We start from the raw sequence: 26769 nt of genomic DNA, 5'->3' as shown, positions 1-26769 counted from the left end.
AAGCGTTTTTGTGAAAAAAGGGTGAGGGGATCAAATTTGGGGGTGAGGTGCGGTCTGATGCCCTCACCCCGACCCTCTCCCTGTGGGAGAGGGAGAAGGGCACGTACCGTAGGCCGGGTAAGCGCAGCGCCACCCGGCAGGATTTTAAAAGCGCGTGTCCACGGCTGAAGCCAGCTTCTCCAGCAGCAGTTCGCTGTCTTCCCAGCTCAGGCACGGGTCGGTGATCGACTGGCCGTAAACCATCTGCTGTCCTGCAACGATTTTCTGCGTGCCTTCCTTGATGAAGCTCTCGGCCATAATCCCTGCAACGGCGGTCGAGCCGCTGCGGATCTGCTGACAGATCTCATCGCAGACGTCCAGCTGGCGGCGATGCTGCTTCTGGCAGTTGCCGTGGCTGAAATCCACAACCAGATGTTCCGGCAGGTCGAACTCGGCCAGCGTTTCGCAGGCCGCCGCAATATCTTGTGCATGGTAATTGGGTTTCTTCCCGCCGCGCATAATGATATGCCCGTAAGGGTTACCGCTGGTCTGGTAGATGGTCATATGACCGCTCTTGTCCGGCGACAGGAACATATGGCTGGCGCGGGCGGCGCGGATGGCATCCACCGCGATACGGGTGTTGCCATCGGTCCCGTTTTTAAAGCCGACCGGACAGGAGAGGGCGGAGGCCATCTCACGGTGGATCTGGCTTTCGGTGGTGCGCGCGCCAATCGCGCCCCAGCTGATCAGGTCGGCGATAAACTGCCCGGTCACCATATCGAGGAACTCGGTCGCCGTCGGAACGCCCAGCTCGTTGACCTGTAAAAGCAGCTTCCGCGCCAGCTCGATACCGTGGTTAACGCGATAGCTGCCGTTGAGGTCAGGGTCGGAAATCAGTCCCTTCCAGCCCACCACGGTCCGCGGTTTTTCAAAGTAGGTGCGCATCACGATCTCAAGGCGATGCTGGTACTTATCCCGCAGTCCCTGAAGCCGTTTTGCATAATCCATCGCGGCATCCAGATCGTGGATGGAGCAAGGCCCAATCACCACCAGAAGACGTTTGTCTTCACCATTCAGGATTTTTTCAATGCGGCGGCGGGAGGCCGTCACATGTTCCGCGACGGCGGCGGAAACGGGATGCCGCTGTGCCAGTTCGGCCGGCGTGACCAGGCTGTCAATGCGCGCAGTGCGGAGTTCATCGGTTTTATTCATGGAATGTCTCAGAAAATTTTTGCTTCATCGGCAGACTACCGGGAAGTGATGGGCATCACCTTAAACCAATCCCTGCTGATTTCAAGTTCGGGGCGACACCGCCCCGTGGTTGCAGATGATGATACCTTAATCTGAGCTAATGTACTAGCATATTAGTACATGCGGCGATTAAGCCCCATGATGTCGAGAATTTTGGTGGCAATCTCTTCAACGGAATAGTTGGTGCTGTTCAGCCAGGGGATCTGGTTTTTGCGGTACAGCGCTTCCACTTCCGAGACCTCCATCCGGCACTGGCGCATGGAGGCGTAGCGGCTGTTCTCGCGTCGCTCTTCGCGGATGGCCGCAAGGCGTTCCGGGTTGATCGTCAGGCCGAACAGCTTGTGCTGCAGCGGCTTAAGGGCGGCGGGCAGCACCAGGTTATCCATATCGTCGGCGATAAACGGGTAGTTTGCGGCGCGAATGCCAAACTGCATCGCCAGATAGAGGCTGGTCGGGGTTTTGCCGCAGCGCGACACGCCAAGCAGGATCACCTGCGCCTGGTCGAGATTACGCAGGGAGATACCGTCGTCGTGGGCAAGGGTGTAGTCGATAGCGGCGATACGCGCGTCGTACTTAATCAGGTTGCCGGGGTTCAGCCCGTGGGTACGGTGGGCGATTGGGGTCGGGTCGAGCTTAAGCTCGCTCTGGAGCGGAGCCACCAGCGCCTGCACGATATCCTGGCAGAAGCCTTCACTTTGCAGAATGATGGAGCGAATCTCCGGGATCACGATAGAGTAGAAAACCAGCGGGCGGACGCCGGTCTGCTGGTATATGGCGTCAATCTGGTCCTTCACCGCTTTGGCGCGGCTCTCGTTTTCAACAAACGGCAGCGTGATGCTGTTAATCGAAACGGGGAACTGCGACATCACCGCGTGGCCCAGCACCTCGGCGGTGATCGCCGTACCATCAGAAATATAAAAAACGTGGCGATCGACAGCACTATCCATTTTATTCACCCTGAATATCAGACCTAATTGTCTGAAAGCATAAATTAAAAAAGTAAATTAGACAGCAAAGAACTTGTCTTAATTATTTACCCGTCATAATTCAAGCTGCAGGTGCGTTGGCTTTCCTCGCTCGCCCAGTCACGTACTAAATGTACGCTCCTGGGACTCTCTGCGTCGCCGCCTTCCTGCAACTCGAATTATTTAGGGTAAAAATGAAACGGTGTTTTTGATTTTCCTGAAAAGTGGATTTCATTTTTCAAATAACGACTTTATTTTTGGGGTTTCTGGCTGAATATAGAGGAATCATCGGGTTAATCGTTGATGGGAAAGTATCCGAAAAGTTGAAAATTTAAATTGCTTACACGATTCACCGTTTTTTTAGCGGAAATAAATATGCCAGTATAAATACGTAGTCAGGTGTTACTTACTCCGATCAAATATCACAAAAGGATTGTTTCGATGTCCAACAATGGCTCGTCACCGCTGGTGCTTTGGTATAACCAACTCGGCATGAATGATGTAGACAGAGTTGGGGGCAAAAATGCCTCCCTGGGTGAAATGATTACAAATCTGTCAGGTATGGGTGTCTCCGTACCGAATGGGTTTGCCACCACCGCCGATGCCTTTAACCTGTTTTTAGACCAGAGCGGTGTTAACCAGCGCATTTACGACCTGCTGGATAAAACGGATATTGATGACGTTACCGAGCTTGCCAAAGCCGGAGCGCAGATCCGCCAGTGGATCATCGACACACCTTTCCAGCCGGAACTGGAAAAAGCCATTCACGACGCGTACAACCAGCTCTCTGCTGACGATGCGCAGGCCTCCTTTGCCGTACGTTCCTCTGCGACCGCAGAAGATATGCCGGACGCTTCGTTTGCCGGGCAGCAGGAAACCTTCCTGAACGTCCAGGGCTACGATGCGGTGCTGGTGGCGGTGAAGCACGTGTTTGCTTCCCTGTTCAACGACCGCGCCATCTCCTATCGCGTGCACCAGGGCTACGACCATCGCGGCGTGGCGCTCTCCGCTGGCGTGCAGCGCATGGTGCGCTCGGACGTGGGTTCATCCGGCGTGATGTTCTCCATTGATACCGAATCCGGCTTCGACCAGGTGGTGTTTATCACCTCCGCGTGGGGTCTGGGTGAGATGGTGGTGCAGGGCGCGGTAAACCCTGACGAATTCTACGTCCACAAGCCAACGCTGGCCGCTGGCCGTCCGGCGGTGGTGCGCCGCACCATGGGCTCGAAAAAAATCCGCATGATCTATGCCCCGACCCAGGAGCATGGCAAGCAGGTTAAAATTGAAGATGTACCGCAGGAGCAGCGCGACCGCTTCTCACTGACCGACGCCGAAGTGCAGGAACTGGCGAAGCAGGCGGTGCAGATCGAAAAACATTACGGCCGTCCGATGGACATCGAATGGGCAAAAGACGGTAACACCGGCAAGCTGTTTATCGTGCAGGCGCGTCCGGAAACCGTCCGCTCTCGCGGTCAGGTGATGGAGCGTTATACGCTGCACGCGCAGGGTAAAATCGTGGCGGAAGGCCGCGCCATCGGTCACCGTATCGGTGCCGGTCCGGTCAAAGTGATCCACGACATCAGCGAGATGAACCGTATTGAGCCAGGCGACGTGCTGGTAACCGACATGACCGACCCGGACTGGGAACCGATCATGAAGAAAGCGGCAGCTATCGTCACCAACCGCGGCGGTCGTACCTGCCACGCGGCGATCATTGCCCGCGAGCTGGGTATTCCTGCGGTTGTCGGCTGCGGCGACGCCACCGAGCGCATGAAGGACGGGCAGAACGTGACCGTCTCCTGTGCCGAAGGCGATACCGGCTACGTCTACGCCGATATCCTCGACTTCAGCGTGAAGAGCTCAAGCGTGGATACCATGCCGGACCTGCCGCTGAAGATCATGATGAACGTCGGCAACCCGGACCGCGCGTTTGACTTCGCCTGCCTGCCGAACGAAGGCGTTGGCCTGGCGCGTCTGGAATTTATCATCAACCGTATGATCGGCGTTCACCCGCGCGCGCTGCTGGAGTTTGACGATCAGGATCCGAAGCTGCAGAACGAAATCCGCGAGATGATGAAAGGCTACGACTCGCCGAAAGAGTTCTACGTCGGCCGTCTGACCGAAGGGATCGCGACGCTGGGCGCCGCCTTCTATCCGAAACGCGTGATCGTGCGTCTGTCTGACTTTAAGTCTAATGAATACGCCAACCTGGTCGGCGGCGAGCGCTACGAGCCGGAAGAAGAGAACCCGATGCTGGGCTTCCGCGGGGCCGGACGCTACGTGTCCGACAGCTTCCGTGACTGCTTCGCGCTGGAGTGTGAGGCGGTGAAACGCGTGCGCAACGACATGGGGCTGACCAACGTCGAAATCATGATCCCGTTCGTGCGTACCGTGGATCAGGCGAAAGCGGTGGTGGACGAGCTGGCGCGTCAGGGTCTGAAGCGCGGCGAGAACGGGCTGAAGATCATCATGATGTGCGAAATCCCGTCCAACGCCCTGCTGGCCGAGCAGTTCCTCGAGCACTTCGACGGCTTCTCTATCGGCTCGAACGACATGACGCAGCTGACGCTGGGTCTGGACCGCGACTCCGGCGTGGTCTCCGAGCTGTTCGACGAGCGCAACGAGGCGGTGAAAGCGCTGCTCTCCATGTCCATCCGCGCGGCGAAGAAGCAGGGTAAATACGTCGGGATCTGCGGTCAGGGTCCATCCGACCATGAAGACTTTGCCGCATGGCTGATGGAAGAGGGGATTGATAGCCTGTCCCTGAACCCGGACACCGTGGTGCAAACCTGGCTGAGCCTGGCGGAACTGAACAAGTAACGCCACGCTGACCCGAAAAGGCGAGGATATTATTCCTCGCCTTTTTTATTTCATTTCTTATTTGCTCCCCATCACAAATAAAGTAAAAAACCAAATATCATAATTTGTCTGTCAATTTAGACAATTGTTAGCGCGCAAACCGTTGCTAATACTTGAGCCTTACTGCGCATTTCCCTTAACAAGATGCGCAACTGGTTGAAATACGTTTTAACCTGATAAAAAGGCAAATAACAATGACACTCTCCTCTGTATTGCGTACCAAAGATAAAATAGGTTATGGCTTAGGCGATATGGCCAGCGCGCTGGTCTGGCAAACGGCAACGTTATTTCTTGCTTATTTTTATACAGACGTTTTTGGGCTACCCGCCGCGATTATGGGCACCATGTTTTTAGTGGTGCGCGTGGTCGATGCGTTTGTCGATCCGTGCATTGGCGCACTGGTTGACCGCACCCGGACGCGTCACGGACGTTTCCGCCCCTGGCTGCTGTGGTTTGCTATCCCGTTTGGCGTGAGCTGCCTCATTACCTTCTATGTGCCGGACGTTGGGCCGACGGCAAAAATCGTTTACGCCTGCGTGACCTACGCGATTTTAAGTCTGATTTACTCCGCGATTAACGTGCCTTACTGCGCCATGCCCGGCGCGCTGACGCTGGACCCGCGCGAGCGTCATTCTCTGCAGTCATGGCGCTTTGGCCTGTCGTTTATCGGCGGGCTGATCGTGACGGTTATTGCCCTGCCGCTGGTCTCACTGTTAGGCCAGGGCAACGTGCAGAAAGGCTATTTCTATGCCATGAGCCTGATGGGGCTGCTGGGCATTGTGCTGTTCTTCTGCTGTTTCCTGATGACCCGCGAGCGTTATTCTCCGCGCAATGATACCTCCGGCTCCATGCTCACCGATTTAAAACTGCTGGCCGGGAACAGCCAGTGGCGGATTGTGTTCCTGTTTAATATTTTGCTGTTAACGGCGGTGGTAACGCGCGGTTCCGCCACCATATATTACGTGAACTATGTGCTGCTGCGTCCGGATCTGGTTTTTGCCTTTATTGTTTCCGGCATGGTGGCCTCCTTAAGCGGCGCATTATTATCTGAACGGCTGCTGGGGAAATTTGACCGCGTACGCGCCTACCAGTGGACGATTATCTCCTTCGTTATCTTCGGCGCGCTGATTTTCTTCCTGCCTCCTTCACAGGTGTGGCTAATCTTTGGCCTAAACATCGTCTTTAGCTTTATTCAAAACCTCACCACGCCGCTGCAGTGGACCATGTTCTCCGATGTGGTCGACTACGAAGAGCACCGCAGCGGCCGTCGTCTGGACGGGCTGGTCTTCTCCACCGCGCTGTTTGCCATCAAGTTTGGCCTGGCGCTGGGCGGGGCGGTCGTCGGCTGGGTGCTTGGCATGGTCGATTACGCCCCGGGCCAGGCAACCCAGGCGCCAGGCGTTCTCTCGACTATCAACGCGCTGTTCACCCTTATCCCGTGCGTGCTGTTCCTCTGCATGGTCGCGCTGCTTGCCATCTACAAACTCAACAGCCGGCTGGTGGATTCCATCGCCCGGGAGCTGGCCAGCAAGCGTGAAGTCAGACCCGAAGCGGGGCAGCTCAGCCCGGCAACCCCTTCCGCACTACAGGAGTAAAACATGACGACTATCTATAAGGACGCGGGACGTCCCGTGCACGAGCGCGTCGCCGATTTACTGGCGCGCATGACCCCGGAAGAGAAGTTCGCCCAGATGCACGCGTACTGGCTGATCCTCGATGAAAACGGTCACCACCGCGAGCGCAGCGACCTCAGCGACGAATTCGCCGGCGTGAGCGAGCAGGCTGCGCTTAGCGAACGGCTGAAGCTGGGCGTCGGGCAGATCACGCGTCCGCTGGGCACCCACATCGTCGACGCGAAAAGAGGCGTGCGCGCCGCGAACCGCCTGCAGCGTATGATGATGGAAGAGACGCGTCTCGGCATCCCGGCGCTGTTCCACGAGGAGTGTCTGGTGGGGCTGCTGTGCAAAGACGCCACCCTGTTCCCGTCGTCATTGAACTACGGTTCGACCTGGGATCCGGAGCTTGTGCAGCGGGCGGCAGAGCAGATTGGCAAAGAGGCGCGCTCCGTCGGCTGCCAGCAGGGGCTTGCGCCGGTGCTGGACGTGTCACGCGACGTGCGCTGGGGGCGAACCGAAGAGACCTTCGGGGAAGATCCCTGGCTGGTGGGCGTAATGGCGACCGCCTACGTGAAGGGCTTACAGGGCGATAAGCGCGACCTGCTGGCAACCCTGAAACATTACGTGGGGCACTCGTTCAGCGAGGGGGCGCGCAACCATGCGCCGGTACACCTGGGGTTCAGCGAGCTGAACGACACCTTCCTGCTGCCGTTTGAAATGGCGGTCAAGCTGGCAAACGCCGGTTCGGTTATGCCCGCGTACCACGATATTGATAACCAGCCGGGGCACAGCGACAGCTTCCTGCTGACCACCGTCCTGCGCGAACACTGGGGGTTCGACGGGATTATTGTCGCGGACTACGGCGGCGTAAGCCTGCTGCACCAGCACCACGGGATTTCCCACGACGCGGCCGAATCTGCCGCGCTGGCGTTCAACGCCGGGCTGGACGTTGAGCTGCCGAAAGATGACTGCGCGCGGCATCTGGCGGAAGCGGTAGAGCGCGGGCTGATCTCGATGGCGAAGGTCGATGAGATCGTGGCGCGCGTGCTGACCGAAAAATTCCGCCTTGGCCTGTTTGAAAACCCCTACGCGGATGAAGACGGTATCGATCTGCAAAACGATATGACCCGCCAGGCCGCGCGGGAGGTGGCGACGAAATCGCTCACGCTGCTGGAAAACAACGGCATTTTACCGCTCGGGGGCAAACCCCGCGTGGCGGTAGTGGGGCCGACGGCAGACGATCCGCTGGCGTTACTGAGCGGCTACAGCTTCCCGGTACATTTGATCATCAGCGATATGGTGGAAGAGACCTCGCAGGTCACGACCCCGCGCGCGGCGCTGGAGCAGTATCTCGGTGCATCGAACGTCCGCTATGCCAAAGGGTGCCACATCATCGAAAAACGGATGGCGGGCGCGCCGGTCTTCCCTGGCGACAGCGGCGGCAAACCGATGCAGCAGTCACCGGTATCGCAAAGTACCGCCCTGATCCCCGAGGCCGTGAACGCCGCGCAGGAGAGTGACGTGGTGGTGGCCTGCGTGGGCGATCTCGCCGGGCTGTTCCAGAGCGGTACCGTGGGGGAAGGTTCCGATACCGATTCCCTGAACCTGCCGGGCGTGCAGCAACAGCTGCTGGAAGCGCTGGTCGCCACCGGTAAACCGGTGATTGTGGTCATGACCGGGGGGCGTCCATACAACCTGCAGGGTCTGGAAGATAAGGTTGCGGCGCTGATGATGGCCTGGGCGCCGGGACAGGAAGGGGGCTGGGCGATTGCGGACGTGTTAACCGGACGCGCGGAGCCGCAGGGTCGTCTGGTGGTGAGCGTGCCGAAAAGCGCCGGGGCGATGCCGTATTACTACAATCACAAGCTCAAAAGCGGCGGTACGCCGTTTGCGTTCCATTTCGGCTCACGTTATCCGTTTGGCTTCGGCCTCGGCTGGACGACGTTTAGCTGGGGCGCTGTCCGCGTCGCCGAAAGCAGCGTGCCGGTTGACGGCGAGGTGACGCTGAGTGTGGATATCACCAATACCGGAGAGCGCAGCGGCAGCGAGGTGGTGCAGGTTTACGTCAGGGATAAGGTCGCCACCCAGGTGCGGCCGCTTCAGGAGCTGAAGGCCTTTCAGCGCGTCACGCTCTCTCCGGGAGAAACCGCCACGCTCGCCTTTACGCTGCCGGTTGAGATGTTCAACTTCACCCGTCGCGACGGAAAACGCATCGTTGAGCCTGGCGAGTTTGAGCTGCAGGTTGGCGCATCGTCGGCGGATATTCGCAAGGCGGTAACGGTCAATGTGACGGGGGAAACGCGGGTGCTGCCAGCGGAGTGGCGGATGCTCAGTGCCTGTGAGGTGAAGCGCGCGTAGTCAGGATAAAAAAAAGCCCATCGTGGGAGATGGGCAAAGACTACACACAGCAATTCGTTGTTTCACTCAGGGGATTTCCATGCTTATAAATCAAGGTGTTGATTTATAACCGTGTGCTAATAGTAGGCATTGTGTTATTTAGCGTCGATCGGATTCGTCTCAATAGTTTAAGAGACGTAAAGATTTCTTGAGGTTAATAGCAGGCTTAATGCTGAATGGGCGGGTCTGACCAGTGATTAACGAATAAATACTTTAGCAGCGTTAAAGTATTGTGAGGGGGAATGTAGGCCGGGTAAGCGTTAGCGCCACCCGGCAAAAAAACTTAATGCGTGTTCTTCTCTTCCAGCTCTTCCAGTTCGCTCAAAATCACGTCCGGGTCAGTTCCCGGCGGCGGAATTTCATGCACCCAGGCGGAGAACAGACGCCAGGTGACGGCGAGCAGCACCGGGCCAATAAACAGGCCAATCATGCCAAAGGCAATCAGACCGCCAATGACCCCGGAGAGGATCAGGATCAGCGGCAGGTCTGCGCCCATGCGGATGAGGATCGGACGAATCACGTTATCCATGGTGCCGACCACGCAGCTCCAGACCAGCAGCACCGTTCCCCACGTGGTATCGCCCGTCCAGTAGAGCCAGATAATGCTGGGAACCAGCACCAGCAGCGGTCCCAGTTGCGCAAGGCAGGTCATCAGCATGACAACGGTGAATACGGTGGCGTACGGTACGCCGGAAATCGCCAGACCGATACCGCCCAGCACCGCCTGCACCAGCGCGGTGACCACCACGCCCAGCGCAACCGCGCGCACGGCCTGTGCGGCCAGCAGCACCGCTGCGTCACCGCGTTTGCCCGCCAGGCGGGTGGCAAAGTGACGAACGCCTAAAGCTACCTGCTCACCGCGCCAGTAGAGCAGGGCGCTGAAGAGCAGCATCAGGGTACAGTGCATCATAAAGCGGCCGATATGCGCCGCCTGCCCGACAAACCAGGTGGTGGTGGTGCCAATGTACGGGCGGACTTTTGCCATCAGCGCGCTGCCGCCCATCTCCAGCAGGCTATGCCAGCCGCTGTAGAGTTTTGAGCCCACCACCGGAATGCTGTTCAGCCAGGCGAGATCCGGCAGCGTCAGGTCACCGCTGCTAATGGCGCGAATAACCGGGCCACTGGAATCCACCAGGCTATTCACCAGCAGGGCAATCGGAATAATAAACAGCAGGAACAGCAGGAGCGTCATGACCAGCACGGCTAACCCGCGGCGGCCAAACAGCAGCTTCTGCAAGCGCAGCAGCAAAGGCCACGTGGCAACGACAACGGTCGCAGCCCACGCAAAGCCGAGAATAAAGGGTTGAACAATCCACAGACACGCAATAATCATGAGGGCCAGAAACAGCACCGACAGCAAAATTTGCGCAACATCCCTGGGCTGGCGAAGATTGACCATAAATGAAACTTTCCTTAAAAGAACGCCAGTACGACTGGCGGGAACGGAAAACCGCGTCTCTTTAATCATTAATGATCTCAGCGGTTTTTAACAGGCGAATTCTGCCTGTAATTCAGCAGAGATTATAAGAAAAAAATGTGATAAAACTTTTAAGATACACGCAAACGATTTCATACAACTCTAATTAGGGTCGACGGTCATGATCCCACAGATTTCTCAGGCACCTGGCGTCGTTCAGCTGGTGCTTAATTTTTTGCAAGCACTGGAGCAACAGGGTTTTACAGGTGATACCGCCACGAACTATGCCGACAGGCTTACGATGGCGACCGATAACAGTATCTACCAGCTTCTTCCCGATGCCGTGGTTTTCCCCCGTTCAACGGCCGACGTCGCGCTTATCGCCCGGCTGGCCACGCAGGAGCGGTTTGCCTCGCTGGTCTTTACGCCGCGCGGCGGCGGCACCGGGACCAACGGTCAGGCGCTGAACCAGGGCATCATTGTTGACATGTCGCGCTACATGAACCGCATCATTGAGATCAACCCCGACGAGGGGTGGGTGCGGGTCGAAGCGGGCGTCATCAAAGATCAGCTTAATCAGTATCTCAAGCCGTACGGCTACTTTTTTGCCCCCGAGCTCTCCACCAGCAACCGCGCGACCCTTGGCGGGATGATTAACACGGATGCCTCCGGGCAGGGCTCGCTGGTCTACGGTAAAACCTCCGATCACGTGCTGGGCGTGCGTGCGGTGCTGCTGGGCGGCGATATTCTCGATACCCAGCCGATGCCGGTTGAACTGGCGGAAACGCTGGGCAAAGACAACACCGCCAGCGGGCGTATCTATCGCACCGTGCTGGAACGCTGCCGCGACAACCGCCAGCTTATTCTCGATAAATTCCCCAAGCTGAACCGCTTCCTGACCGGTTACGATCTGCGCCACGTCTTCAATGATGACCTGACCCAGTTTGATTTAACCCGCGTGCTGACCGGCTCTGAAGGGACGCTGGCGTTTATTACCGAAGCGCGGCTGGATATCACCCGGTTGCCGAAAGTGCGCCGTCTGGTGAACGTCAAATATGACTCCTTCGACTCCGCGCTGCGCAATGCGCCGTTTATGGTGAAAGCGCAGGCGCTGTCGGTGGAGACCGTCGACTCTAAGGTGCTCAATCTGGCCCGGGAGGATATTGTCTGGCACTCCGTGAGTGACCTCATTACCGACGTGCGGGACAAAGAGATGCTCGGTCTCAATATCGTGGAATTTGCTGGCGATGATGCGGAGCTGATTGAGCGTCAGGTCACCACGCTCTGCCAGCGGCTGGATGAGCTGATTGCGCAGGGTGAAGGCGGCGTGATCGGCTGGCAGCTCTGTAACGATCTGGCCGGGATTGAGCGTATCTATGCGATGCGTAAAAAAGCCGTGGGCCTGCTCGGCAATGCGAAAGGGGCGGCGAAGCCCATTCCCTTTGCCGAAGATACCTGCGTGCCGCCCGAGCATCTGGCGGATTATATCGTTGAGTTTCGCGCCCTGCTGGACAGCCACGGCCTGAGCTATGGCATGTTCGGCCACGTCGACGCCGGGGTACTGCACGTGCGCCCGGCGCTGGATATGTGCGACCCGCAGCAGGAGATCCTGATGAAGCAGATCTCCGACGACGTGGTGGCCTTAACCGCCAAATACGGCGGTCTGCTGTGGGGGGAGCACGGGAAAGGGTTCCGCGCGGAGTACAGCCCGGCATTCTTCGGCGAACAGCTCTACGCGGAGTTGCGTAAGGTGAAAGCGGCTTTCGACCCGCATAACCGCCTTAACCCGGGTAAAATCTGCCCGCCTGAGGGTGTTGATGCCCCTATGCTGCAGGTGGATGCCGTCAAGCGCGGCACGTACGACAGGCAGATCCCGATTGCGGTGCGCGCGTCCTGGCGCGGCGCGATGGAGTGCAACGGCAACGGCCTGTGCTTTAACTTTGATGTGAAAAGCCCGATGTGCCCGTCGATGAAAATCACCAGCAACCGTATCCACTCGCCGAAAGGGCGAGCGACGCTGGTGCGCGAGTGGCTGCGTCTGCTGGCCGACCGCGGGGTGGATCCGCTCAAGCTGGAGCAGGAGCTGCCGGAAAAAAGGGCCAGCCTGCGTTCGCTGATCGAGCGCACCCGCAACAGCTGGCATGCCAACAAGGGCGAGTACGATTTCTCCCATGAGGTGAAAGAGGCGATGTCCGGCTGTCTGGCCTGTAAAGCCTGCTCAACCCAGTGCCCAATTAAAATCGACGTGCCGGAATTCCGCTCGCGTTTCCTGCAGCTTTACCACACCCGATACCTCCGCCCGGTGCGCGACCATCTGGTGGCGACGGTGGAAAGCTACGCGCCGCTGATGGCGCGGGCGCCAAAGACCTTCAACTTCTTTATCAACCAGCCGCTGGTGCGCAAGCTCTCCGAAAAACACATCGGCATGGTCGATCTGCCGCTGCTGTCGGTCCCGTCTCTGCAGCGCCAGCTCGTCGGCCACCGTTCGGCGAACATGACCCTTGAACAGCTGGAGGCGCTCGCTCCGGAGCAAAAAGCCAATGTAGTGCTGGTTGTGCAGGATCCGTTCACCAGCTACTACGATGCGCAGGTCGTGGCCGATTTCGTCCGTCTGGCGGAGAAAGTGGGCTACCAGCCGGTTGTGCTGCCGTTCTCTCCGAACGGCAAGGCGCAGCACATAAAAGGTTTCCTGAACCGCTTTGCGAAGACCGCGCGGAAAACGTCTGACTTCCTGAATCGCGTGGCGCAGCTCGGGATACCTATGGTCGGCGTCGATCCGGCGCTGGTGCTTTGCTATCGCGATGAATACAAGCAGACGCTGGGCGATAAGCGCGGCGATTTCAACGTGATGCTTGTGCACGAGTGGCTTCCGGTGGCGCTGGCAGATAAGGCCGTTCAGGACGTCAGCGGTGAGCCGTGGTATCTGTTCGGCCACTGCACGGAAGTGACCGCGCTGCCGGGTGCCCCCGCGCAGTGGGCGTCCGTTTTTGCCCGCTTCGGTGCGAAGCTGGAGAGCGTCAACGTAGGCTGCTGCGGAATGGCCGGAACCTACGGACACGAAGTGAAAAACCACGCCAACTCGCTCGGCATCTATGAGCTGTCCTGGCATCAGGCGATGCAGCGTTTGCCGCGAAACCGCTGTCTGGCGACGGGCTACTCCTGCCGCAGCCAGGTAAAACGGGTAGAAGGTAACGGCGTGCGTCACCCATTGCAGGCTTTACTGGAGATAATTGGATGATCTGGAAACGTGCCGTGACGCTGCAGGCGCTGAACGCCATGGGCGAGGGGAATATGGTGGGGCTGCTTGATATTCAGTTCATCCGCATTGGCGACGATGAGATTGAGGCCACCATGCCGGTCGATAGTCGCACCCACCAGCCGTTCGGTTTATTGCACGGCGGGGCCTCCGTCGTGCTGGCCGAAACGCTGGGCTCGGTGGCGGGGTATCTCTGCACCGAAGGGGAGCAAAAGGTTGTCGGACTCGAGGTGAATGCTAACCACATTCGCTCGGTGCGCAGCGGGCGCGTGCGCGGAGTTTGCCGCGCGCTGCACGCCGGAAGCCGCCATCAGGTGTGGCAGATAGATATTCTCGATGAGCAGGATCGCCTGTGCTGTTCGTCGCGGCTGACCACGGCGGTTGTGTAAAGTTTTCAGATGTTTTGCCTTTGGTCAAAAACTAGCCAGTCCGTTGTGATATACTGGTCAGGTTTTGTACATAAGCGAGGACATCATGGATACTGAAATAACCCCAACACAGCTGGCAATTGAATATTTACGTCGCGATAAGAGCAACCTGTCTCCGGCGCAGTACCTGAAAAAGCTGAAACAGCTTGAGCTGGAATTTACAGATTTGCTGGCGCTCTCTTCGAATGAACTGAAAGAAGAGATCTACTTTGCCTGGCGGTTGGGCGTTCACGTCCATTGAGTACATGAGAATAAAAGGGCCGCGAGTGCGGCCTTTTTTGTGCCTGAAATTCAGTATCGGGCGGGGAGTTTGTTGATTGTAATGAGCCTGCCTTCTTCCATTTCGATAAATCCACCGGTTTTTAAATCCGCCAGAATGCGCATCACGCCGCTGCGGGAGAGCTGGGTTTTCTCCCTGATATACCTTTCCGCCGTCACGCTGAGCCGATAGCTCCTGTCTTCTTCCATCAGCTTGACCAGCTGCTGGCGAATCATCTCGTACGCCGTCGGCGCGCCCTGCGGCATCACGTTGTTATAAAGACGGCTATACGCAAATATGATCTGTTTAGAAAGCAGTCCCCATAGCGCCTTCTCCTGGATAATATCATTGAGCCGTTCGGTGGTGAGCGTTCCGATCAGACAAGGGCTGAAGGTCATCAGGTAGTCATTAAAATAGATATCGGTGAGGTTAGCGAGGCCGAACACGGCGGGGGCGCGGGCCGTAGACAGCATCATGTCATCGCTTTTTCTGTAGACGGCGACGGTTCCTTCAAGAATTAAATAGCATATGCCCTGACCGTTGATTTGCAGATCCAGCCGCTCGCCGCGGGCGGCGCCTCGCGTTGTGGACTCAGGCAACAGGTGAGAAATAAGCTCTTGCGCGTAGGGGGAACCCCGTTGAGACTTTTTGGGCAGGGACATGGAAGCCGGCAACCTTAAAAATAACCTGGCTAATTATAGCGCTTCTCTTTCGGACGGGTTAGCGAGTTGTTTTTTATTGCATGATACCGTACGCGATTGCCGGGCGGCGGTGACGCCACCCGGCATTGTCCTCAGACATTCACCGCGTTAATCAGCCGCGACTTCATGGACTGATACGCCGACGCCGCAAAATCCTCCGCCCAGCGCTGGTCCTCAATCGCCTCCAGCTGCACCGCGCAGTACTTCGTTTCCGGCGTTTTGGAGATGGGATCGAGATTATCCTGGGTCAGCTCGTTGCAGGCGCCAATCCACCATTGATAGGTCATATAGACCGCCCCGGCGTTGATACGCTCGCTAATGCTGGCGCGGGTAATCACTTTGCCGCGACGCGAGCGCACCCAGACCAGCTGGCCCTCCGCGATGCCCAGCTTTTCCGCATCGGCAGGGTTCATTTGCACCCGACCCGGCTCATCGGCCAGGCTTTGCAGCGCGGCGCAGTTCCCGGTCATCGAGCGGCAGGAGTAGTGCCCCACTTCACGCACCGTACACAGCACCAGCGGGAAATCCGCGTCCGGGGTTTCCGCCGGCGCGCGCCACGGTGCGGCAAAGAGCTGGCCTTTACCGGTTGGGGTGTCGAACTGATTGTCTTTGTACAGGTACGGCGTTCCCGGATGATCCAGCGTTGGGCACGGCCACTGCACGTGGCCCATCTCGCCCATTTTTTCATACGTCACGCCGTAGAAGAGAGGGCACAGCTCGCGCATCTCATCCCAGATCTGCTGGTTGGAGTCATAATGCATCGGGTAGCCCATCTCGGTGGCGAGCAGGCTGATGATTTCCCAGTCGCGCTTCACGTTGCCGCTGGCCTCAATGGCTTTGCCGAAACGCTGGAACCCGCGATCGGCACAGGTAAAGACGCCGCCGTGTTCACCCCAGGAGGTTGCAGGAAGCAGAACGTCCGCCACTTCTGCCGTTTTGGTCATAAAGATGTCCTGAACCACCACAAAGTCGAGCGCCTCAAAACCGCTGCGAACGAGACCGAGATCGGCTTCGGTCTGAAGCGGATCTTCGCCCATGATGTAGTAGGCCTTGACCTTGCCTTCCAGCGCCAGATGGGGCACCTCGGTAATGCGCGTCCCGACCCGATCGTCCATTTTATCGACGTCAATTCCCCAGGCATCGGCGAACTTCTGCCTGACCGCCGGATCGGTCACATCCTGATAGCCCGGGAACATATTCGGCAGAACGCCCATGTCGCAGGCACCCTGTACGTTATTCTGACCGCGCACCGGCCCGACGCCGACGGCAGGGCGGCCGAGGTTTCCGGTCAGCAGCGCCAGGCTGGAAAGCCCTTTGACCACATCCACGGCCTGACCAAACTGGGTTACGCCCATCCCCCACATCACGGTGGCGGAAGGGGCCGCCGCGAAGGTGCGCATCGCCTGGCGAACGTCGCGGGCGGGAATGCCGGTAAGATGCTCAACCTTCTCCGGCGCATAGTCTTTCACCGTCTGGCGGTAGGCCTCAAGCCCCTCGGTAAAGCGCGCCACGTAGCTTTTGTCGTAGAGCTCCTCTTCCAGCAGCACGTAGCCAAAGGCGTTCACCAGCGCCATGTTGCTGCCGTTTTTCAGCTGCAGATGCTGGTCGGCGATGCGCGCCGTTTCAATACGCCGCGGATCGCAGACGATAATTTTTGCGCCGTTTTCCCGCGCTTTCAGCACCCGGCGGGCGACGATAGGGTGGGAGTCCGCGCAGTTATAGCCAAACACCAGAAGGCATTTTGAGTTTTCAATGTCGCTGATTGAGTTGCTCATTGCGCCGTTGCCGAGCGTTTCCTGTAAACCGGCCACGGAAGGGCCGTGACAGACGCGCGCGCAGCAGTCCACGTTGTTGGTGTTCAGCACCGCGCGGGCAAATTTTTGCATTACATAGTTTGTTTCATTGCCGGTTCCGCGAGAGGATCCGGTGGTCATGATTGACCGCGGCCCGTGCTGCGCTTTAATGCTGCTGAGCCTGTGGGCGGTGTAGCGGATAGCCTCTTCCCAGGTAACGGGAGTGAATGCCTCGCCTTTATGGTAGCGGATCATCGGCTGGGTCAGGCGCGGGGTGAGCAGACGGGTATCGTTGAGGAAGTCCCAGCCGTAAAAGCCTTTCAGACACAGGGAGCCCTGGTTTGTGACGCCTTCTGCGGCTTCGGCACGGATGATACGGTTATTTTCAATGACAAGGTTTAATTTACAGCCTGCACCGCAGTAGGGGCAGACGCTGGCGATCTTTTTCATCAATAACAGACCTGTTAAGAAATGAAGCAAAGTTGACTGGAAAACCCAGTCCCGTAAGCAGAGGTAAGCAGGAACCGTGCCAGGTTGGCTTTGCTGGTTTAACAGGGTGTTAAGCGGGGAAGGCGCGTGTCATCGTCAGAACATGCGTCAGTTTTGACGATGACACGAAAGCAGGATGAGTGGCCGTGAAATTACAGGTCGTCCATGGTGTAGCCCACGACAATTTCCAGCGTCTTGCGAATAACATCCGCCTGGACAACATCGTGTGTCGCTTCCAGCGTTTGAATGAGCCAGAGGATTATCGCTTTGTTGGACAGATGGCCTTCGGAGGCCAGAACACAGCGTACTGCAGTAGAAAAAACAGCGGACTCTTCAGCAAAACGATCGCCTGCGTGACGGAAATATTCCGACAGCGCACTGTCTAAAAAAGCAGAGTGGTATTCGGGTTGAAGCTGAATATTTTGTCTCATTTGTTCTCACCGTAGCTGTTAAATTGCAGTCAATGTATTTTTTTGGGGTCGGACGGTTTTCCACTTCCAAATAACGGCACAACATTGTCTCTGTTATCGTTGAGAGGTCCCTCTCTGTTCGTTCGTCCTTGCGCGGTTCTGCGACGTGTAAAGGCGATGCTGTTTGAGCCGATCTCGGCAATCACCACCGCAAGTGTCTCCCGCCGCCGGGGATCCTTTTCATGTTCTTTCATAATCCGCAGACGCTGCAGCAATCCTTCGGTTGTCACTGGCCCCCGCTCTTTCAGAAGAGAAAGAACGGCTTCACCGATAAGCGTGTCGATCAATCGGTCTGCGTCACTGCTATTCATCACGTTACCGTTCGAAGAGCAGACCAAGCAGCATGTGGTAGTGCTCTTCCTCTTCCGGACCATCGGCCCTTTCGAGGCGGCTGAGCAGTTTGGTACAGAGCGATTTGCGATTCAGGTTTCGCCCGTCGCTGAGGATTTCGACAACCACCTGGCCCAGCGTCTCCTGCTGGGTGGGAAGCGCCGCCTTTTCGAAGTACTGTGCGATCGCTGCTGCGGAATCTGTGGCGTAACCTTTCTGCTGCATGTTTCGCTCCTGTAAAATTTTGTAATCACTAACGTTACAATTAAGGTATACACAATTCTTAAATCTGTACACTTAAAATGTACAAATTTTTAATATTTTTATGATATATTTTATAAATTGCTTTATTTTCAGTTGGTTAATTTGCTGTTGTGAGCCGGTAATGTTACAGGATATATTGTACAAAAAGGTCTGGCACTGGTAAGTTGTACAGCGCAGAAAAATGTTTCATTAACTGCCGTAAATGATTGAGATGTAAATTATTTGTCAGGCAATGAATGTGCTATAAATGATACTTATCCACCTTTTTTGTGGCCAAAACCCTAACCCCAGGAATCGCATGCTCACAACCATCATTTACCGCAGTCATATCTGCGAGGACGTTCCAGTGAAGGCGCTGGAAGCCATGGTCGCTGCAGCAAATAGTAAAAACCGGCAATCCAACGTCACGGGGATCCTGCTGTTTAACGGCACGCATTTTTTTCAGCTGCTTGAAGGGCCAGTGGAACACGTCTCTGCTATCTATGAGCAGATCTGCAACGACCCGCGCCACCATAACGTGGTGGAGCTAATGCGCGATCACGGACCTGTCCGGCGTTTTGGCAACGTGGGCATGGAGCTTTTTGATTTGCGCCACTTCGACAGGGACGAAGTGCTGCAGCAGGTGCTTAACAGGGGGACGACACGCTATCAGCTGACGTATAACGACCGCCCGCTGCAGTTTTTCCGCACCTTTGTCGAGGCCACGGAAAAAGCGAACTATTTTGAACTGCCGCCTGCGGATTCCTGGGAGTTTGTTCGCGAGGAAACGCGTTTGTCCGCTCAGCCCGAGGTGGTCGCGAAAGGGGCGGATTGCAGCTTTGCGTTCCAGCCGATAGTCGATCCGTTTATGCAGCAGGTCGTCTCCTGGGAGGCGCTTCTCCGCACGCCTGACGGCGGCGCACCGGGAGATTACTTTGCCAATCTGCCGCGTGACGAGGTGTATGCCTCTGATTTACACAGCAAGCAGGTGGCGCTGTCCATGGCCAGCGCGCTGGGGCTCCAGGACCAGACGTTATCCCTCAACCTGCGGCCCATGACGCTGGTCAACATTCCCAACGCCGTGGATTTCCTGCTCACCGCGATTGAAGCCAATGGGTTTGTACCCGAGCAAATTGTGGTGGAGTTCACCGAGAGCGAAGCCATTTCCCGTTTTGATGAATTCACGGATTCGGTCAGGCAGTTAAAAAGCGCGGGCATCAGCGTGACGATCGATCACTTTGGCGCCGGTTTTGCCGGGTTACAGCTGCTGGCGCAGTTCCAGCCCGACAGAATTAAGATTAATCGCGATCTGGTCGCGAACGTGCATAAAAGTGGCCCCCGACAGGCCATTATTCAGGCGATTATCAAATGCTGTTCCTCGCTTGAGATCCAGTTCTGCGCGGTAGGGGTAGAGAAGGCTGAAGAGTGGATGTGGCTGGAGTCCGCGGGAATTTCCCAGTTCCAGGGGCATCTTTTTGCCAGCCCGCGCCACGGCGGTATTCCCGCGATTGCGTGGCCGGAGAAAAAGTTCGACTTCTGATAAAGCTGTACACATTCCGGCAGAGTTAACTGTACGAATGGCAAATTTTATACAACAATGTATTAACAGGTGAAGGGTGAAGCAGCCCATTCACCTGAGCAAAATGCGGTCTTAGTTATACAAATGGTGTGTACAATCTGATAAGGTTGGTGCAGTTAGGTATGGAAGTTCTGAGCGTGAGGGAGTTAATGGCCTATTACAGTATCGGCGAAGTGGCCGAACGATGCGGTATCAACCCCGTTACGCTGCGTGCCTGGCAGCGCCGTTATGGATTGTTGAAGCCGCAGCGCAGCGAAGGGGGGCATCGTCAGTTTGACGATGAAGATATCCTCCGCATCGAAGAGATCAAGCGCCTGATGAAAAGCGGCGTCTCTGTCGGAAAAGTCAAAGCCTTGCTGGAAAACAAAGAAGTATTGACTCAGGGCAACTGGGCCTCGTTCCAGGAAGAGATGATGACCGTTCTGCGTTACGCCAGCCCGGCGAAGCTGCGCGCCAAAATGGGCGAGTTCCGCCGCGATCACGCGATAGACGCGCTGATCGACAATATTATCTCTCCCGTTCGTCAGCGCATGAATCAGGATCAAAACACCGTGCGCCACATGGCGAGCCTGTTTGACGGCGTCCTGATCGAATTCGCGATTGCAAGCCTGGCGGAATCCCGCAAAAAACCCGGTAAAGACGCCCTCCTGATTGGCTGGGAATGCGATGACCGCACCCACCTGTGGCTGGAAGCCGCACGCTTATCGCAGAAGGGATGGCACATTGACGTCCTGGCGGAACCTATTGATTCGCCGCGTCCTGAACTGTTCCCAGGTCAAAAAATCTTCGTCTGGACGGGGAAATCCCCAACGCCTCGCCAGCAGGAACAGCTCGACCACTGGCGTGAACAGGGGTTTGCTGTCTCATTTCATCACTGATCGTCAGAGGCCCTGAGGGCCTTTTTTGTTTTTGTCATTTTCTGAGCAAAAGCTATCTCAAAAATAGGCATTTCCGATGCATATTTTACTTTTCTCTTCCCCGTCATAAATGCCGCGATGAAATGCATTATTAATCAATGCATTGAACAAATACATCCATCCTGACTGCATCCTCTCACAGGGTCTATGCTTAATAAAAGTAGGCAAAAAGGGCGGTTTAGCCGAATGCCCCTGCTGACAGAGGGTTGAAGTGATAATCGTTATCACTAACATGGTGTTATGCCCTGATGGCTTATCAGATGAGGTGGACCTATGGAACTGCATTCAGAAACCTTTAATCCTGCCGATTTTGCCTGGCGCGGTTTAACGCTCACGCCAGCGGCGGCGGCACATATTCACGAGCTGGTGGCGAAAAAGCCCGAGATCCTCGGCGTACGTTTGGGCGTCAAACAGACCGGCTGCGCGGGTTTCGGCTACGTGCTCGATACCGTCACCGAGCCCGAGAAAGATGACCTGGTGTTCGAAACGGACGGCGCGAAGCTGTACGTCGCGCTGCAGGCCATGCCGTTTATTGACGGTACCGAAGTGGACTACGTCCGCGAAGGCTTAAACCAGTTATTCAAATTTCATAACCCGAAAGCCCAGAACGAATGCGGCTGCGGCGAAAGCTTTGGGGTATAGGCGGTACTATGTCTCGTAATACTGAAGCAACGAGTGATGTAAATACCTGGAGCGGCGGGCACCTCAACTATAAAGAGGGGTTCTTCACCCAGCTGCAGACCGATGAGCTGGCGAAAGGCATCAACGAAGATGTCGTGCGGGCGATCTCGGCGAAACGTAACGAGCCGGAGTGGATGCTGGAGTTCCGCCTGAGCGCCTTCCGCGCCTGGCTGGAGATGGAAGAGCCGCACTGGCTGAAAGCGCATTACGACAAGCTGAACTATCAGGATTACAGCTACTACTCCGCGCCCTCCTGCGGCAGCTGTGACGACACCTGCGCCTCGCAGCCCGGCGCGGTGCAGCAAACCGGTGCGGAGAACAGCTTCCTCAGCAAAGAGGTGGAAGAAGCCTTTAACCAGCTTGGCGTGCCCGTTCGCGAAGGGAAAGAGGTGGCGGTTGACGCCATTTTCGACTCCGTCTCGGTGGCGACCACCTACCGCGAGAAGCTGGCAGAGCAGGGGATCATTTTCTGCTCCTTCGGCGAAGCGATTCACGATCATCCGGAACTGGTGAAAAAGTACATTGGGACCGTGGTGCCCTCTAACGACAACTTCTTTGCGGCGCTCAACGCGGCGGTAGCCTCTGACGGCACCTTTATCTATGTGCCGAAAGGCGTGCGCTGTCCGATGGAGCTTTCCACCTATTTCCGCATCAATGCCGAAAAAACCGGCCAGTTCGAACGCACGATCCTGGTCGCGGATGAAGGCAGCTACGTCAGCTATATCGAAGGGTGCTCCGCCCCGGTTCGCGACAGCTACCAGCTGCACGCGGCGGTGGTGGAGGTCATCATCCACAAAGATGCCGAGGTGAAGTACTCTACGGTGCAAAACTGGTTCCCGGGCGACGGCAATACCGGCGGTATCCTGAACTTCGTCACCAAGCGCGCGCTGTGCGAAGGCGAAAACAGCAAGATGTCGTGGACCCAGTCAGAAACCGGCTCTGCCATTACCTGGAAATACCCGAGCTGCATCCTGCGCGGGGATAATTCTATCGGCGAGTTTTACTCGGTGGCGCTGACCAGCGGCCATCAGCAGGCCGATACCGGCACCAAGATGATCCACATTGGTAAAAACACCAAATCGACCATCATCTCGAAAGGGATCTCCGCCGGACATAGCCAGAACAGCTATCGCGGGCTGGTGAAAATCATGCCGACGGCCACCAATGCGCGAAACTTTACCCAGTGTGACTCGATGCTGATTGGCGCAGACTGCGGGGCCCATACCTTCCCGTACGTCGAGTGCCGTAACAACACGGCCCAGCTTGAGCACGAGGCGACAACGTCGCGGATTGGGGAAGATCAGCTCTTCTACTGCCTGCAGCGCGGGATCAGCGAAGAAGACGCCATCTCAATGATCGTTAACGGCTTCTGTAAGGATGTGTTCTCTGAACTGCCGCTGGAATTTGCCGTTGAAGCCCAGAAACTCCTCGCCATTAGTCTTGAACACAGCGTCGGTTAAGGAAAGCACATGTTAAGCATTAAAGATTTACAGGTTAGCGTAGAAGACAAAGCCATCCTGCGTGGCCTCAATTTTGACGTCAAGCCGGGTGAAGTCCACGCCATTATGGGGCCGAACGGTTCCGGGAAAAGTACGCTTTCTGCGACGCTGGCGGGGCGCGAAGATTATGAGGTAACCCAGGGCTCGGTCGAGTTTAACGGCAAAGATCTGCTGGAGATGTCACCGGAAGACCGCGCGGGAGAGGGCATTTTTATGGCCTTCCAGTACCCGGTCGAAATTCCGGGCGTCAGCAACCAGTTCTTCCTGCAGACGGCGCTGAATGCGGTGCGCAAGTATCGCGGCCTGGAGGCGCTGGACCGCTTTGACTTCCAGGATCTGATGGAAGAGAAGATTAAGCTGCTGAAAATGTCGGAAGATCTGCTGACCCGTTCGGTGAACGTTGGCTTTTCCGGCGGCGAGAAAAAGCGTAACGACATTCTGCAGATGGCGGTGCTGGAGCCCGAGCTGTGCATTCTGGATGAGACCGACTCCGGTCTGGACATCGACGCCCTGAAGATTGTCGCTGACGGGGTGAACTCCCTGCGCGACGGCAAGCGTTCGTTCATTATCGTCACTCATTACCAGCGCATTCTGGACTACATCAAGCCGGATTACGTTCACGTGCTTTACCAGGGGCGTATTGTGAAATCCGGTGATTTCACGCTGGTTAAACAACTGGAGGAGCAGGGCTATGGCTGGCTTACCGAACAGCAGTAATGCGCTCCAGCAGTGGCACAGGCTGTTTGAAGCCCAGGGCGGCACGCGCTCTGAGCAGGCGCAGCAGCATCTGCAGCAGATGCTGCGTCTCGGCCTGCCGACGCGTAAGCATGAGAACTGGAAATACACCCCGCTTGATGGCCTGCTGAACGCCGAGTTTGTGACCCGTCTGGCGGATCTCACCCCGGCGCAGCGTGACGCGCTGGCCGTAAACGTGGATGCCGTGCGCCTGGTGTTTGTCGACGGTGAGTTCCGTCCGGAGCTGAGCGACGCCCTTCAGGGGAGCGGATTTGAGATTGAGATAAACGACGATCGCCAGCCCCTGAGCGCCCCGGTTCAGCCTGAGGTTTTCCTCCACCTGACCGAGAGCCTGGCCCGCAGCGTAACGCACATCCGCGTGAAGCGTAACCAGCGTCCGGCAAAACCGCTGCTGCTGATGCACATCACACAGGGTCTGGACGGCGACGAAATCAACACCGCGCACTATCGCCACCATCTTGAGCTAGCAGAGGGGGCGGAGGCCACGGTCATCGAACATTACGTCAGCCTTAATGAGACGCGCCACTTTACCGGCTCCCGTCTGACGATGAACGTTGCCGCCAATGCGCAGCTTCACCACGTGAAGCTGGCGTTTGAGAACCCGCAGAGCCACCACTTTGCCCATAACGACATTTTACTTGGGCAAGATGCCGCGGCCTACAGCCATAGCTTCCTGCTCGGCGGGGCGGTACTGCGCCACAACACCAGCACGCAGCTGAACGGTGAAAACACCACGCTGCGCATCAACAGCCTGGCGATGCCGGTTAAATCTGAGGTGTGCGACACGCGCACCTGGCTGGAGCACAACAAGGGCTACTGCAACAGCCGCCAGCTGCACAAAACTATCGTGAGTGATAAAGGGCGTGCGGTGTTTAACGGACTGATTAACGTGGCGCAGCACGCCATCAAAACCGACGGGCAGATGACCAACAACAATCTGCTGTTAGGGCGCCTGGCGGAGGTGGACACCAAACCGCAGCTTGAGATCTACGCCGACGACGTGAAGTGCAGCCACGGTGCGACGGTCGGGCGCATCGACGACGAGCAGATGTTCTACCTGCGTTCCCGCGGTATCGACCAGCAGGCGGCGCAGAAAATGATTATCTATGCGTTTGCCGCCGAACTGACGGAAGCGCTGAACGATGGTCAGTTAAAACAGCAGGTGCTGGCGCGTATCGGTCAGCGTCTGCCTGGAGGCGAAGCATGAGTTTTCCCGTCGAGAAAGTACGGGCAGATTTTCCGGTTCTGACCCGTGAAGTGAACGGTCTTCCTCTGGCCTATCTGGACAGCGCGGCCAGCGCGCAGAAGCCGAACCCGGTCGTGGATGCGGAAGCCGAGTTTTATCGCCACGGCTACGCCGCCGTGCATCGCGGTATTCATACCCTGAGCGCCGAGGCGACCCAGCGTATGGAAAACGTGCGCACGCAAATTAGCGCCTTCCTCAATGCAAAATCGCCTGAAGAGCTGGTCTTCGTGCGCGGAACCACCGAAGGGATCAACCTTGTCGCTAACAGCTGGGGCAACGCGCAGGTCCACGCGGGGGATAACATCATCATCACCCAGATGGAGCACCACGCCAATATCGTGCCGTGGCAGATGCTCTGCGAGCGCGTTGGCGCGCAATTGCGCGTCATTCCGCTCAACGTTGACGGGACGCTGCAGCTCGAGCAGCTCGACGCACTGCTGGATGATAAAACGCGGCTGGTGGCGGTCACCCAGGTCTCTAACGTGCTCGGGACTGAAAACCCGGTGGCAGAGATTGTCGAAAAAGCCCATCAGGCCGGCGCGAAGGTGCTGATTGACGGCGCCCAGGCGGTGATGCACCACGCGGTTGACGTTCAGGCGCTGGACTGCGATTTTTACGTCTTCTCAGGCCACAAGCTCTACGGGCCGACCGGGATTGGCGTGCTGTACGTGAAGGAAGATATCCTGCAGGCGATGCCGCCGTGGGAAGGGGGCGGATCGATGATCGCCACCGTCAGCCTGACGGAAGGCACCACCTACGCGCGCGCGCCGTGGCGTTTTGAGGCGGGTACGCCCAATACCGGCGGGATTATCGGGCTGGGGGCGGCGGTTTCCTACGTCTCCGCGATCGGCCTTGAGAGCATTCAGGAGTACGAACAGCTGCTGATGCACTATGCGCTTGCCGAGCTTGCCAGCGTGCCGGATCTGACCCTCTACGGGCCTGCCGACCGGCAAGGGGTGATCGCGTTCAATCTCGGAAAACATCACGCCTATGACGTGGGCAGTTTCCTCGATAACTACGGCGTGGCGGTCCGTACCGGGCACCACTGCGCCATGCCGCTGATGGCGTTTTACCAGGTGCCGGCAATGTGCCGCGCGTCGCTGGTGATGTACAACACAACGGAAGAGGTCGACAGGCTGGTGGCGGGGCTTAAGCGTATTCACCAGCTGCTGGGCTAACGGAGAGGCAAAAGATGGCAGAACTGCCGGACAGAGACAAATTGCTGCGCAACTTTGGGCGTTGCGCAAACTGGGAAGAGAAGTATCTCTATATCATCGAGCTGGGGCAGCGTCTGCCGCCGCTCGGTGAAGAGGCGCATAACCCGGAAAATATTATTCAGGGCTGTCAGAGCCAGGTATGGATTGTGATGGAACAGTCTGACGACGGCACGATAGCACTGCACGGCGACAGCGATGCGGCCATTGTTAAAGGGCTTATTGCGGTCGTCTTTATTCTTTACCACCGGATGTCGGCGCAGGATATTGTGGCGTTCGACGTCCGCCCGTGGTTTGAAAAAATGGCCCTGACCCAACACCTCACCCCGTCTCGTTCCCAGGGACTGGAAGCGATGATTCGCGCCATTCGCGCCAAAGCTGCAATCCTTAGCTAGACTTACAGAACAGCATTCATTCTGTTTCG

22 protein-coding genes and 1 other RNA gene are annotated in these 26769 nt (G+C 57.0%); 14 read left to right on the top strand and 9 right to left on the bottom strand.

The window, feature by feature from the left end; genetic code table 11:
• Window positions 1-144 precede the first annotated feature (144 nt).
• Window positions 145-1191 carry a 3-deoxy-7-phosphoheptulonate synthase AroH gene (gene aroH / locus P346_RS17550; protein WP_023311314.1) on the bottom strand — a complete coding sequence of 349 codons (1047 nt, stop codon included), beginning with the start codon at window positions 1189-1191 and terminating at the stop codon, window positions 145-147.
• 152 nt (window positions 1192-1343) lie between these two features.
• A complete protein-coding gene (ppsR, locus tag P346_RS17555; RefSeq protein WP_032657820.1) occupies window positions 1344-2177 on the bottom strand; it encodes a posphoenolpyruvate synthetase regulatory kinase/phosphorylase PpsR in 834 nt (277 codons plus the stop codon).
• Window positions 2178-2636: 459 nt separating this feature from the next.
• Between ppsR and ppsA the strand changes: the two genes are divergently transcribed.
• The 3 genes from ppsA to P346_RS17570 all read left to right on the top strand — a co-directional run bounded on the left by ppsA (window position 2637) and on the right by P346_RS17570 (window position 9028).
• Entirely contained in the window at window positions 2637-5015 is a 2379-nt protein-coding gene (gene ppsA, locus P346_RS17560; RefSeq protein WP_023311316.1) for a phosphoenolpyruvate synthase, read from the top strand.
• A gap of 233 nt (window positions 5016-5248) precedes the next feature.
• Window positions 5249-6649 carry an MFS transporter gene (locus P346_RS17565; protein WP_032657817.1) on the top strand — a complete coding sequence of 467 codons (1401 nt, stop codon included), beginning with the start codon at window positions 5249-5251 and terminating at the stop codon, window positions 6647-6649.
• 3 nt (window positions 6650-6652) lie between these two features.
• Entirely contained in the window at window positions 6653-9028 is a 2376-nt protein-coding gene (locus P346_RS17570) for a glycoside hydrolase family 3 N-terminal domain-containing protein (RefSeq protein WP_032657814.1), read from the top strand.
• A 5-nt stretch (window positions 9029-9033) separates the two neighbouring features.
• Here the strand turns inward: P346_RS17570 and rprA are convergent.
• Window positions 9034-9141, bottom strand: an RNA gene (rprA, locus tag P346_RS22290) — antisense sRNA RprA.
• A 209-nt stretch (window positions 9142-9350) separates the two neighbouring features.
• Window positions 9351-10466: an AI-2E family transporter YdiK gene (gene ydiK, locus P346_RS17575; RefSeq protein WP_023311319.1), complete on the bottom strand. Its 1116-nt coding sequence runs from the start codon at window positions 10464-10466 to the stop codon at window positions 9351-9353.
• 199 nt (window positions 10467-10665) lie between these two features.
• Between ydiK and ydiJ the strand changes: the two genes are divergently transcribed.
• The 3 genes from ydiJ to P346_RS17590 all read left to right on the top strand — a co-directional run bounded on the left by ydiJ (window position 10666) and on the right by P346_RS17590 (window position 14409).
• Entirely contained in the window at window positions 10666-13722 is a 3057-nt protein-coding gene (ydiJ, locus tag P346_RS17580) for a D-2-hydroxyglutarate dehydrogenase YdiJ (protein ID WP_032657811.1), read from the top strand.
• Window positions 13719-14129, top strand: a complete 411-nt coding sequence (gene menI, locus P346_RS17585) for a 1,4-dihydroxy-2-naphthoyl-CoA hydrolase (RefSeq protein ID WP_023311321.1) — start codon at window positions 13719-13721, stop codon at window positions 14127-14129. The genes ydiJ and menI overlap by 4 nt, the downstream gene beginning before the upstream one ends.
• Before the next feature lie 85 nt (window positions 14130-14214).
• A complete protein-coding gene (locus P346_RS17590) occupies window positions 14215-14409 on the top strand; it encodes a YdiH family protein (protein WP_003857766.1) in 195 nt (64 codons plus the stop codon).
• 50 nt (window positions 14410-14459) lie between these two features.
• Here the strand turns inward: P346_RS17590 and P346_RS17595 are convergent, their stop codons facing one another.
• From P346_RS17595 to ycgZ, 5 genes are all read right to left on the bottom strand, one after another.
• A complete protein-coding gene (locus P346_RS17595; protein ID WP_032657808.1) occupies window positions 14460-15089 on the bottom strand; it encodes a helix-turn-helix domain-containing protein in 630 nt (209 codons plus the stop codon).
• A gap of 131 nt (window positions 15090-15220) precedes the next feature.
• Window positions 15221-17371, bottom strand: coding sequence for a formate dehydrogenase subunit alpha (fdhF, locus tag P346_RS17600; protein ID WP_032657806.1), 2151 nt, complete (start codon window positions 17369-17371; stop codon window positions 15221-15223).
• A gap of 191 nt (window positions 17372-17562) precedes the next feature.
• Window positions 17563-17841, bottom strand: a complete 279-nt coding sequence (locus P346_RS17605) for a biofilm/acid-resistance regulator YmgB/AriR (RefSeq protein ID WP_023311323.1) — start codon at window positions 17839-17841, stop codon at window positions 17563-17565.
• Between the two features lie 29 nt (window positions 17842-17870).
• Complete coding sequence (locus P346_RS0121445; protein WP_032657804.1) at window positions 17871-18191, bottom strand: hypothetical protein; 321 nt, start codon at window positions 18189-18191, stop codon at window positions 17871-17873.
• A 4-nt stretch (window positions 18192-18195) separates the two neighbouring features.
• Window positions 18196-18435, bottom strand: a complete 240-nt coding sequence (ycgZ, locus tag P346_RS17610) for a regulatory protein YcgZ (RefSeq protein ID WP_029739771.1) — start codon at window positions 18433-18435, stop codon at window positions 18196-18198.
• A gap of 337 nt (window positions 18436-18772) precedes the next feature.
• Between ycgZ and P346_RS17615 the strand changes: the two genes are divergently transcribed.
• The 8 genes from P346_RS17615 (at window position 18773) to sufE (ending at window position 26740) form a co-directional block, all read left to right on the top strand.
• Window positions 18773-19993 carry a diguanylate phosphodiesterase gene (locus P346_RS17615; protein WP_032657802.1) on the top strand — a complete coding sequence of 407 codons (1221 nt, stop codon included), beginning with the start codon at window positions 18773-18775 and terminating at the stop codon, window positions 19991-19993.
• A 188-nt stretch (window positions 19994-20181) separates the two neighbouring features.
• Window positions 20182-20910: a MerR family transcriptional regulator gene (locus P346_RS17620; protein ID WP_032657801.1), complete on the top strand. Its 729-nt coding sequence runs from the start codon at window positions 20182-20184 to the stop codon at window positions 20908-20910.
• Window positions 20911-21222: 312 nt separating this feature from the next.
• The gene (sufA, locus tag P346_RS17625) at window positions 21223-21591 is read left to right on the top strand and encodes a Fe-S cluster assembly scaffold SufA (protein ID WP_008500631.1); all 369 of its coding nucleotides are present in this window, start codon (window positions 21223-21225) and stop codon (window positions 21589-21591) included.
• An 8-nt stretch (window positions 21592-21599) separates the two neighbouring features.
• Window positions 21600-23090, top strand: coding sequence for a Fe-S cluster assembly protein SufB (sufB, locus tag P346_RS17630; protein ID WP_032657798.1), 1491 nt, complete (start codon window positions 21600-21602; stop codon window positions 23088-23090).
• A gap of 9 nt (window positions 23091-23099) precedes the next feature.
• Entirely contained in the window at window positions 23100-23846 is a 747-nt protein-coding gene (gene sufC / locus P346_RS17635) for a Fe-S cluster assembly ATPase SufC (RefSeq protein WP_032657795.1), read from the top strand.
• The gene (sufD, locus tag P346_RS17640; RefSeq protein ID WP_032657793.1) at window positions 23821-25092 is read left to right on the top strand and encodes a Fe-S cluster assembly protein SufD; all 1272 of its coding nucleotides are present in this window, start codon (window positions 23821-23823) and stop codon (window positions 25090-25092) included. The genes sufC and sufD overlap by 26 nt, the downstream gene beginning before the upstream one ends.
• Complete coding sequence (gene sufS / locus P346_RS17645) at window positions 25089-26309, top strand: cysteine desulfurase SufS (protein WP_032657790.1); 1221 nt, start codon at window positions 25089-25091, stop codon at window positions 26307-26309. Before sufD ends, sufS begins: the two co-directional genes overlap by 4 nt.
• A gap of 14 nt (window positions 26310-26323) precedes the next feature.
• The gene (gene sufE, locus P346_RS17650) at window positions 26324-26740 is read left to right on the top strand and encodes a cysteine desulfuration protein SufE (protein ID WP_028012869.1); all 417 of its coding nucleotides are present in this window, start codon (window positions 26324-26326) and stop codon (window positions 26738-26740) included.
• The last annotated feature ends 29 nt before the right edge of the window (window positions 26741-26769 follow it).

It is taken from the genome of Enterobacter sp. DC1, from assembly GCF_000568075.1.
In the GTDB taxonomy this organism is placed as follows: Bacteria; Pseudomonadota; Gammaproteobacteria; order Enterobacterales; family Enterobacteriaceae; genus Enterobacter; species Enterobacter asburiae.
The sequence above is the reverse complement of the archived record's forward strand: the minus strand, read 5'-3'. Positions and strand labels throughout refer to the sequence as shown.

Coding starts and splice junctions, on each gene's coding strand:
- aroH (WP_023311314.1), bottom strand. CDS start 1,191: ATGAATAAAACCGATGAACTCCGCACTGCGCGCATTGACAGCCTGGTC.
- ppsR (WP_032657820.1), bottom strand. CDS start 2,177: ATGGATAGTGCTGTCGATCGCCACGTTTTTTATATTTCTGATGGTACG.
- ppsA (WP_023311316.1), top strand. CDS start 2,637: ATGTCCAACAATGGCTCGTCACCGCTGGTGCTTTGGTATAACCAACTC.
- P346_RS17565 (WP_032657817.1), top strand. CDS start 5,249: ATGACACTCTCCTCTGTATTGCGTACCAAAGATAAAATAGGTTATGGC.
- P346_RS17570 (WP_032657814.1), top strand. CDS start 6,653: ATGACGACTATCTATAAGGACGCGGGACGTCCCGTGCACGAGCGCGTC.
- ydiK (WP_023311319.1), bottom strand. CDS start 10,466: ATGGTCAATCTTCGCCAGCCCAGGGATGTTGCGCAAATTTTGCTGTCG.
- ydiJ (WP_032657811.1), top strand. CDS start 10,666: ATGATCCCACAGATTTCTCAGGCACCTGGCGTCGTTCAGCTGGTGCTT.
- menI (WP_023311321.1), top strand. CDS start 13,719: ATGATCTGGAAACGTGCCGTGACGCTGCAGGCGCTGAACGCCATGGGC.
- P346_RS17590 (WP_003857766.1), top strand. CDS start 14,215: ATGGATACTGAAATAACCCCAACACAGCTGGCAATTGAATATTTACGT.
- P346_RS17595 (WP_032657808.1), bottom strand. CDS start 15,089: ATGTCCCTGCCCAAAAAGTCTCAACGGGGTTCCCCCTACGCGCAAGAG.
- fdhF (WP_032657806.1), bottom strand. CDS start 17,371: ATGAAAAAGATCGCCAGCGTCTGCCCCTACTGCGGTGCAGGCTGTAAA.
- P346_RS17605 (WP_023311323.1), bottom strand. CDS start 17,841: ATGAGACAAAATATTCAGCTTCAACCCGAATACCACTCTGCTTTTTTA.
- P346_RS0121445 (WP_032657804.1), bottom strand. CDS start 18,191: ATGAATAGCAGTGACGCAGACCGATTGATCGACACGCTTATCGGTGAA.
- ycgZ (WP_029739771.1), bottom strand. CDS start 18,435: ATGCAGCAGAAAGGTTACGCCACAGATTCCGCAGCAGCGATCGCACAG.
- P346_RS17615 (WP_032657802.1), top strand. CDS start 18,773: ATGCTCACAACCATCATTTACCGCAGTCATATCTGCGAGGACGTTCCA.
- P346_RS17620 (WP_032657801.1), top strand. CDS start 20,182: ATGGCCTATTACAGTATCGGCGAAGTGGCCGAACGATGCGGTATCAAC.
- sufA (WP_008500631.1), top strand. CDS start 21,223: ATGGAACTGCATTCAGAAACCTTTAATCCTGCCGATTTTGCCTGGCGC.
- sufB (WP_032657798.1), top strand. CDS start 21,600: ATGTCTCGTAATACTGAAGCAACGAGTGATGTAAATACCTGGAGCGGC.
- sufC (WP_032657795.1), top strand. CDS start 23,100: ATGTTAAGCATTAAAGATTTACAGGTTAGCGTAGAAGACAAAGCCATC.
- sufD (WP_032657793.1), top strand. CDS start 23,821: ATGGCTGGCTTACCGAACAGCAGTAATGCGCTCCAGCAGTGGCACAGG.
- sufS (WP_032657790.1), top strand. CDS start 25,089: ATGAGTTTTCCCGTCGAGAAAGTACGGGCAGATTTTCCGGTTCTGACC.
- sufE (WP_028012869.1), top strand. CDS start 26,324: ATGGCAGAACTGCCGGACAGAGACAAATTGCTGCGCAACTTTGGGCGT.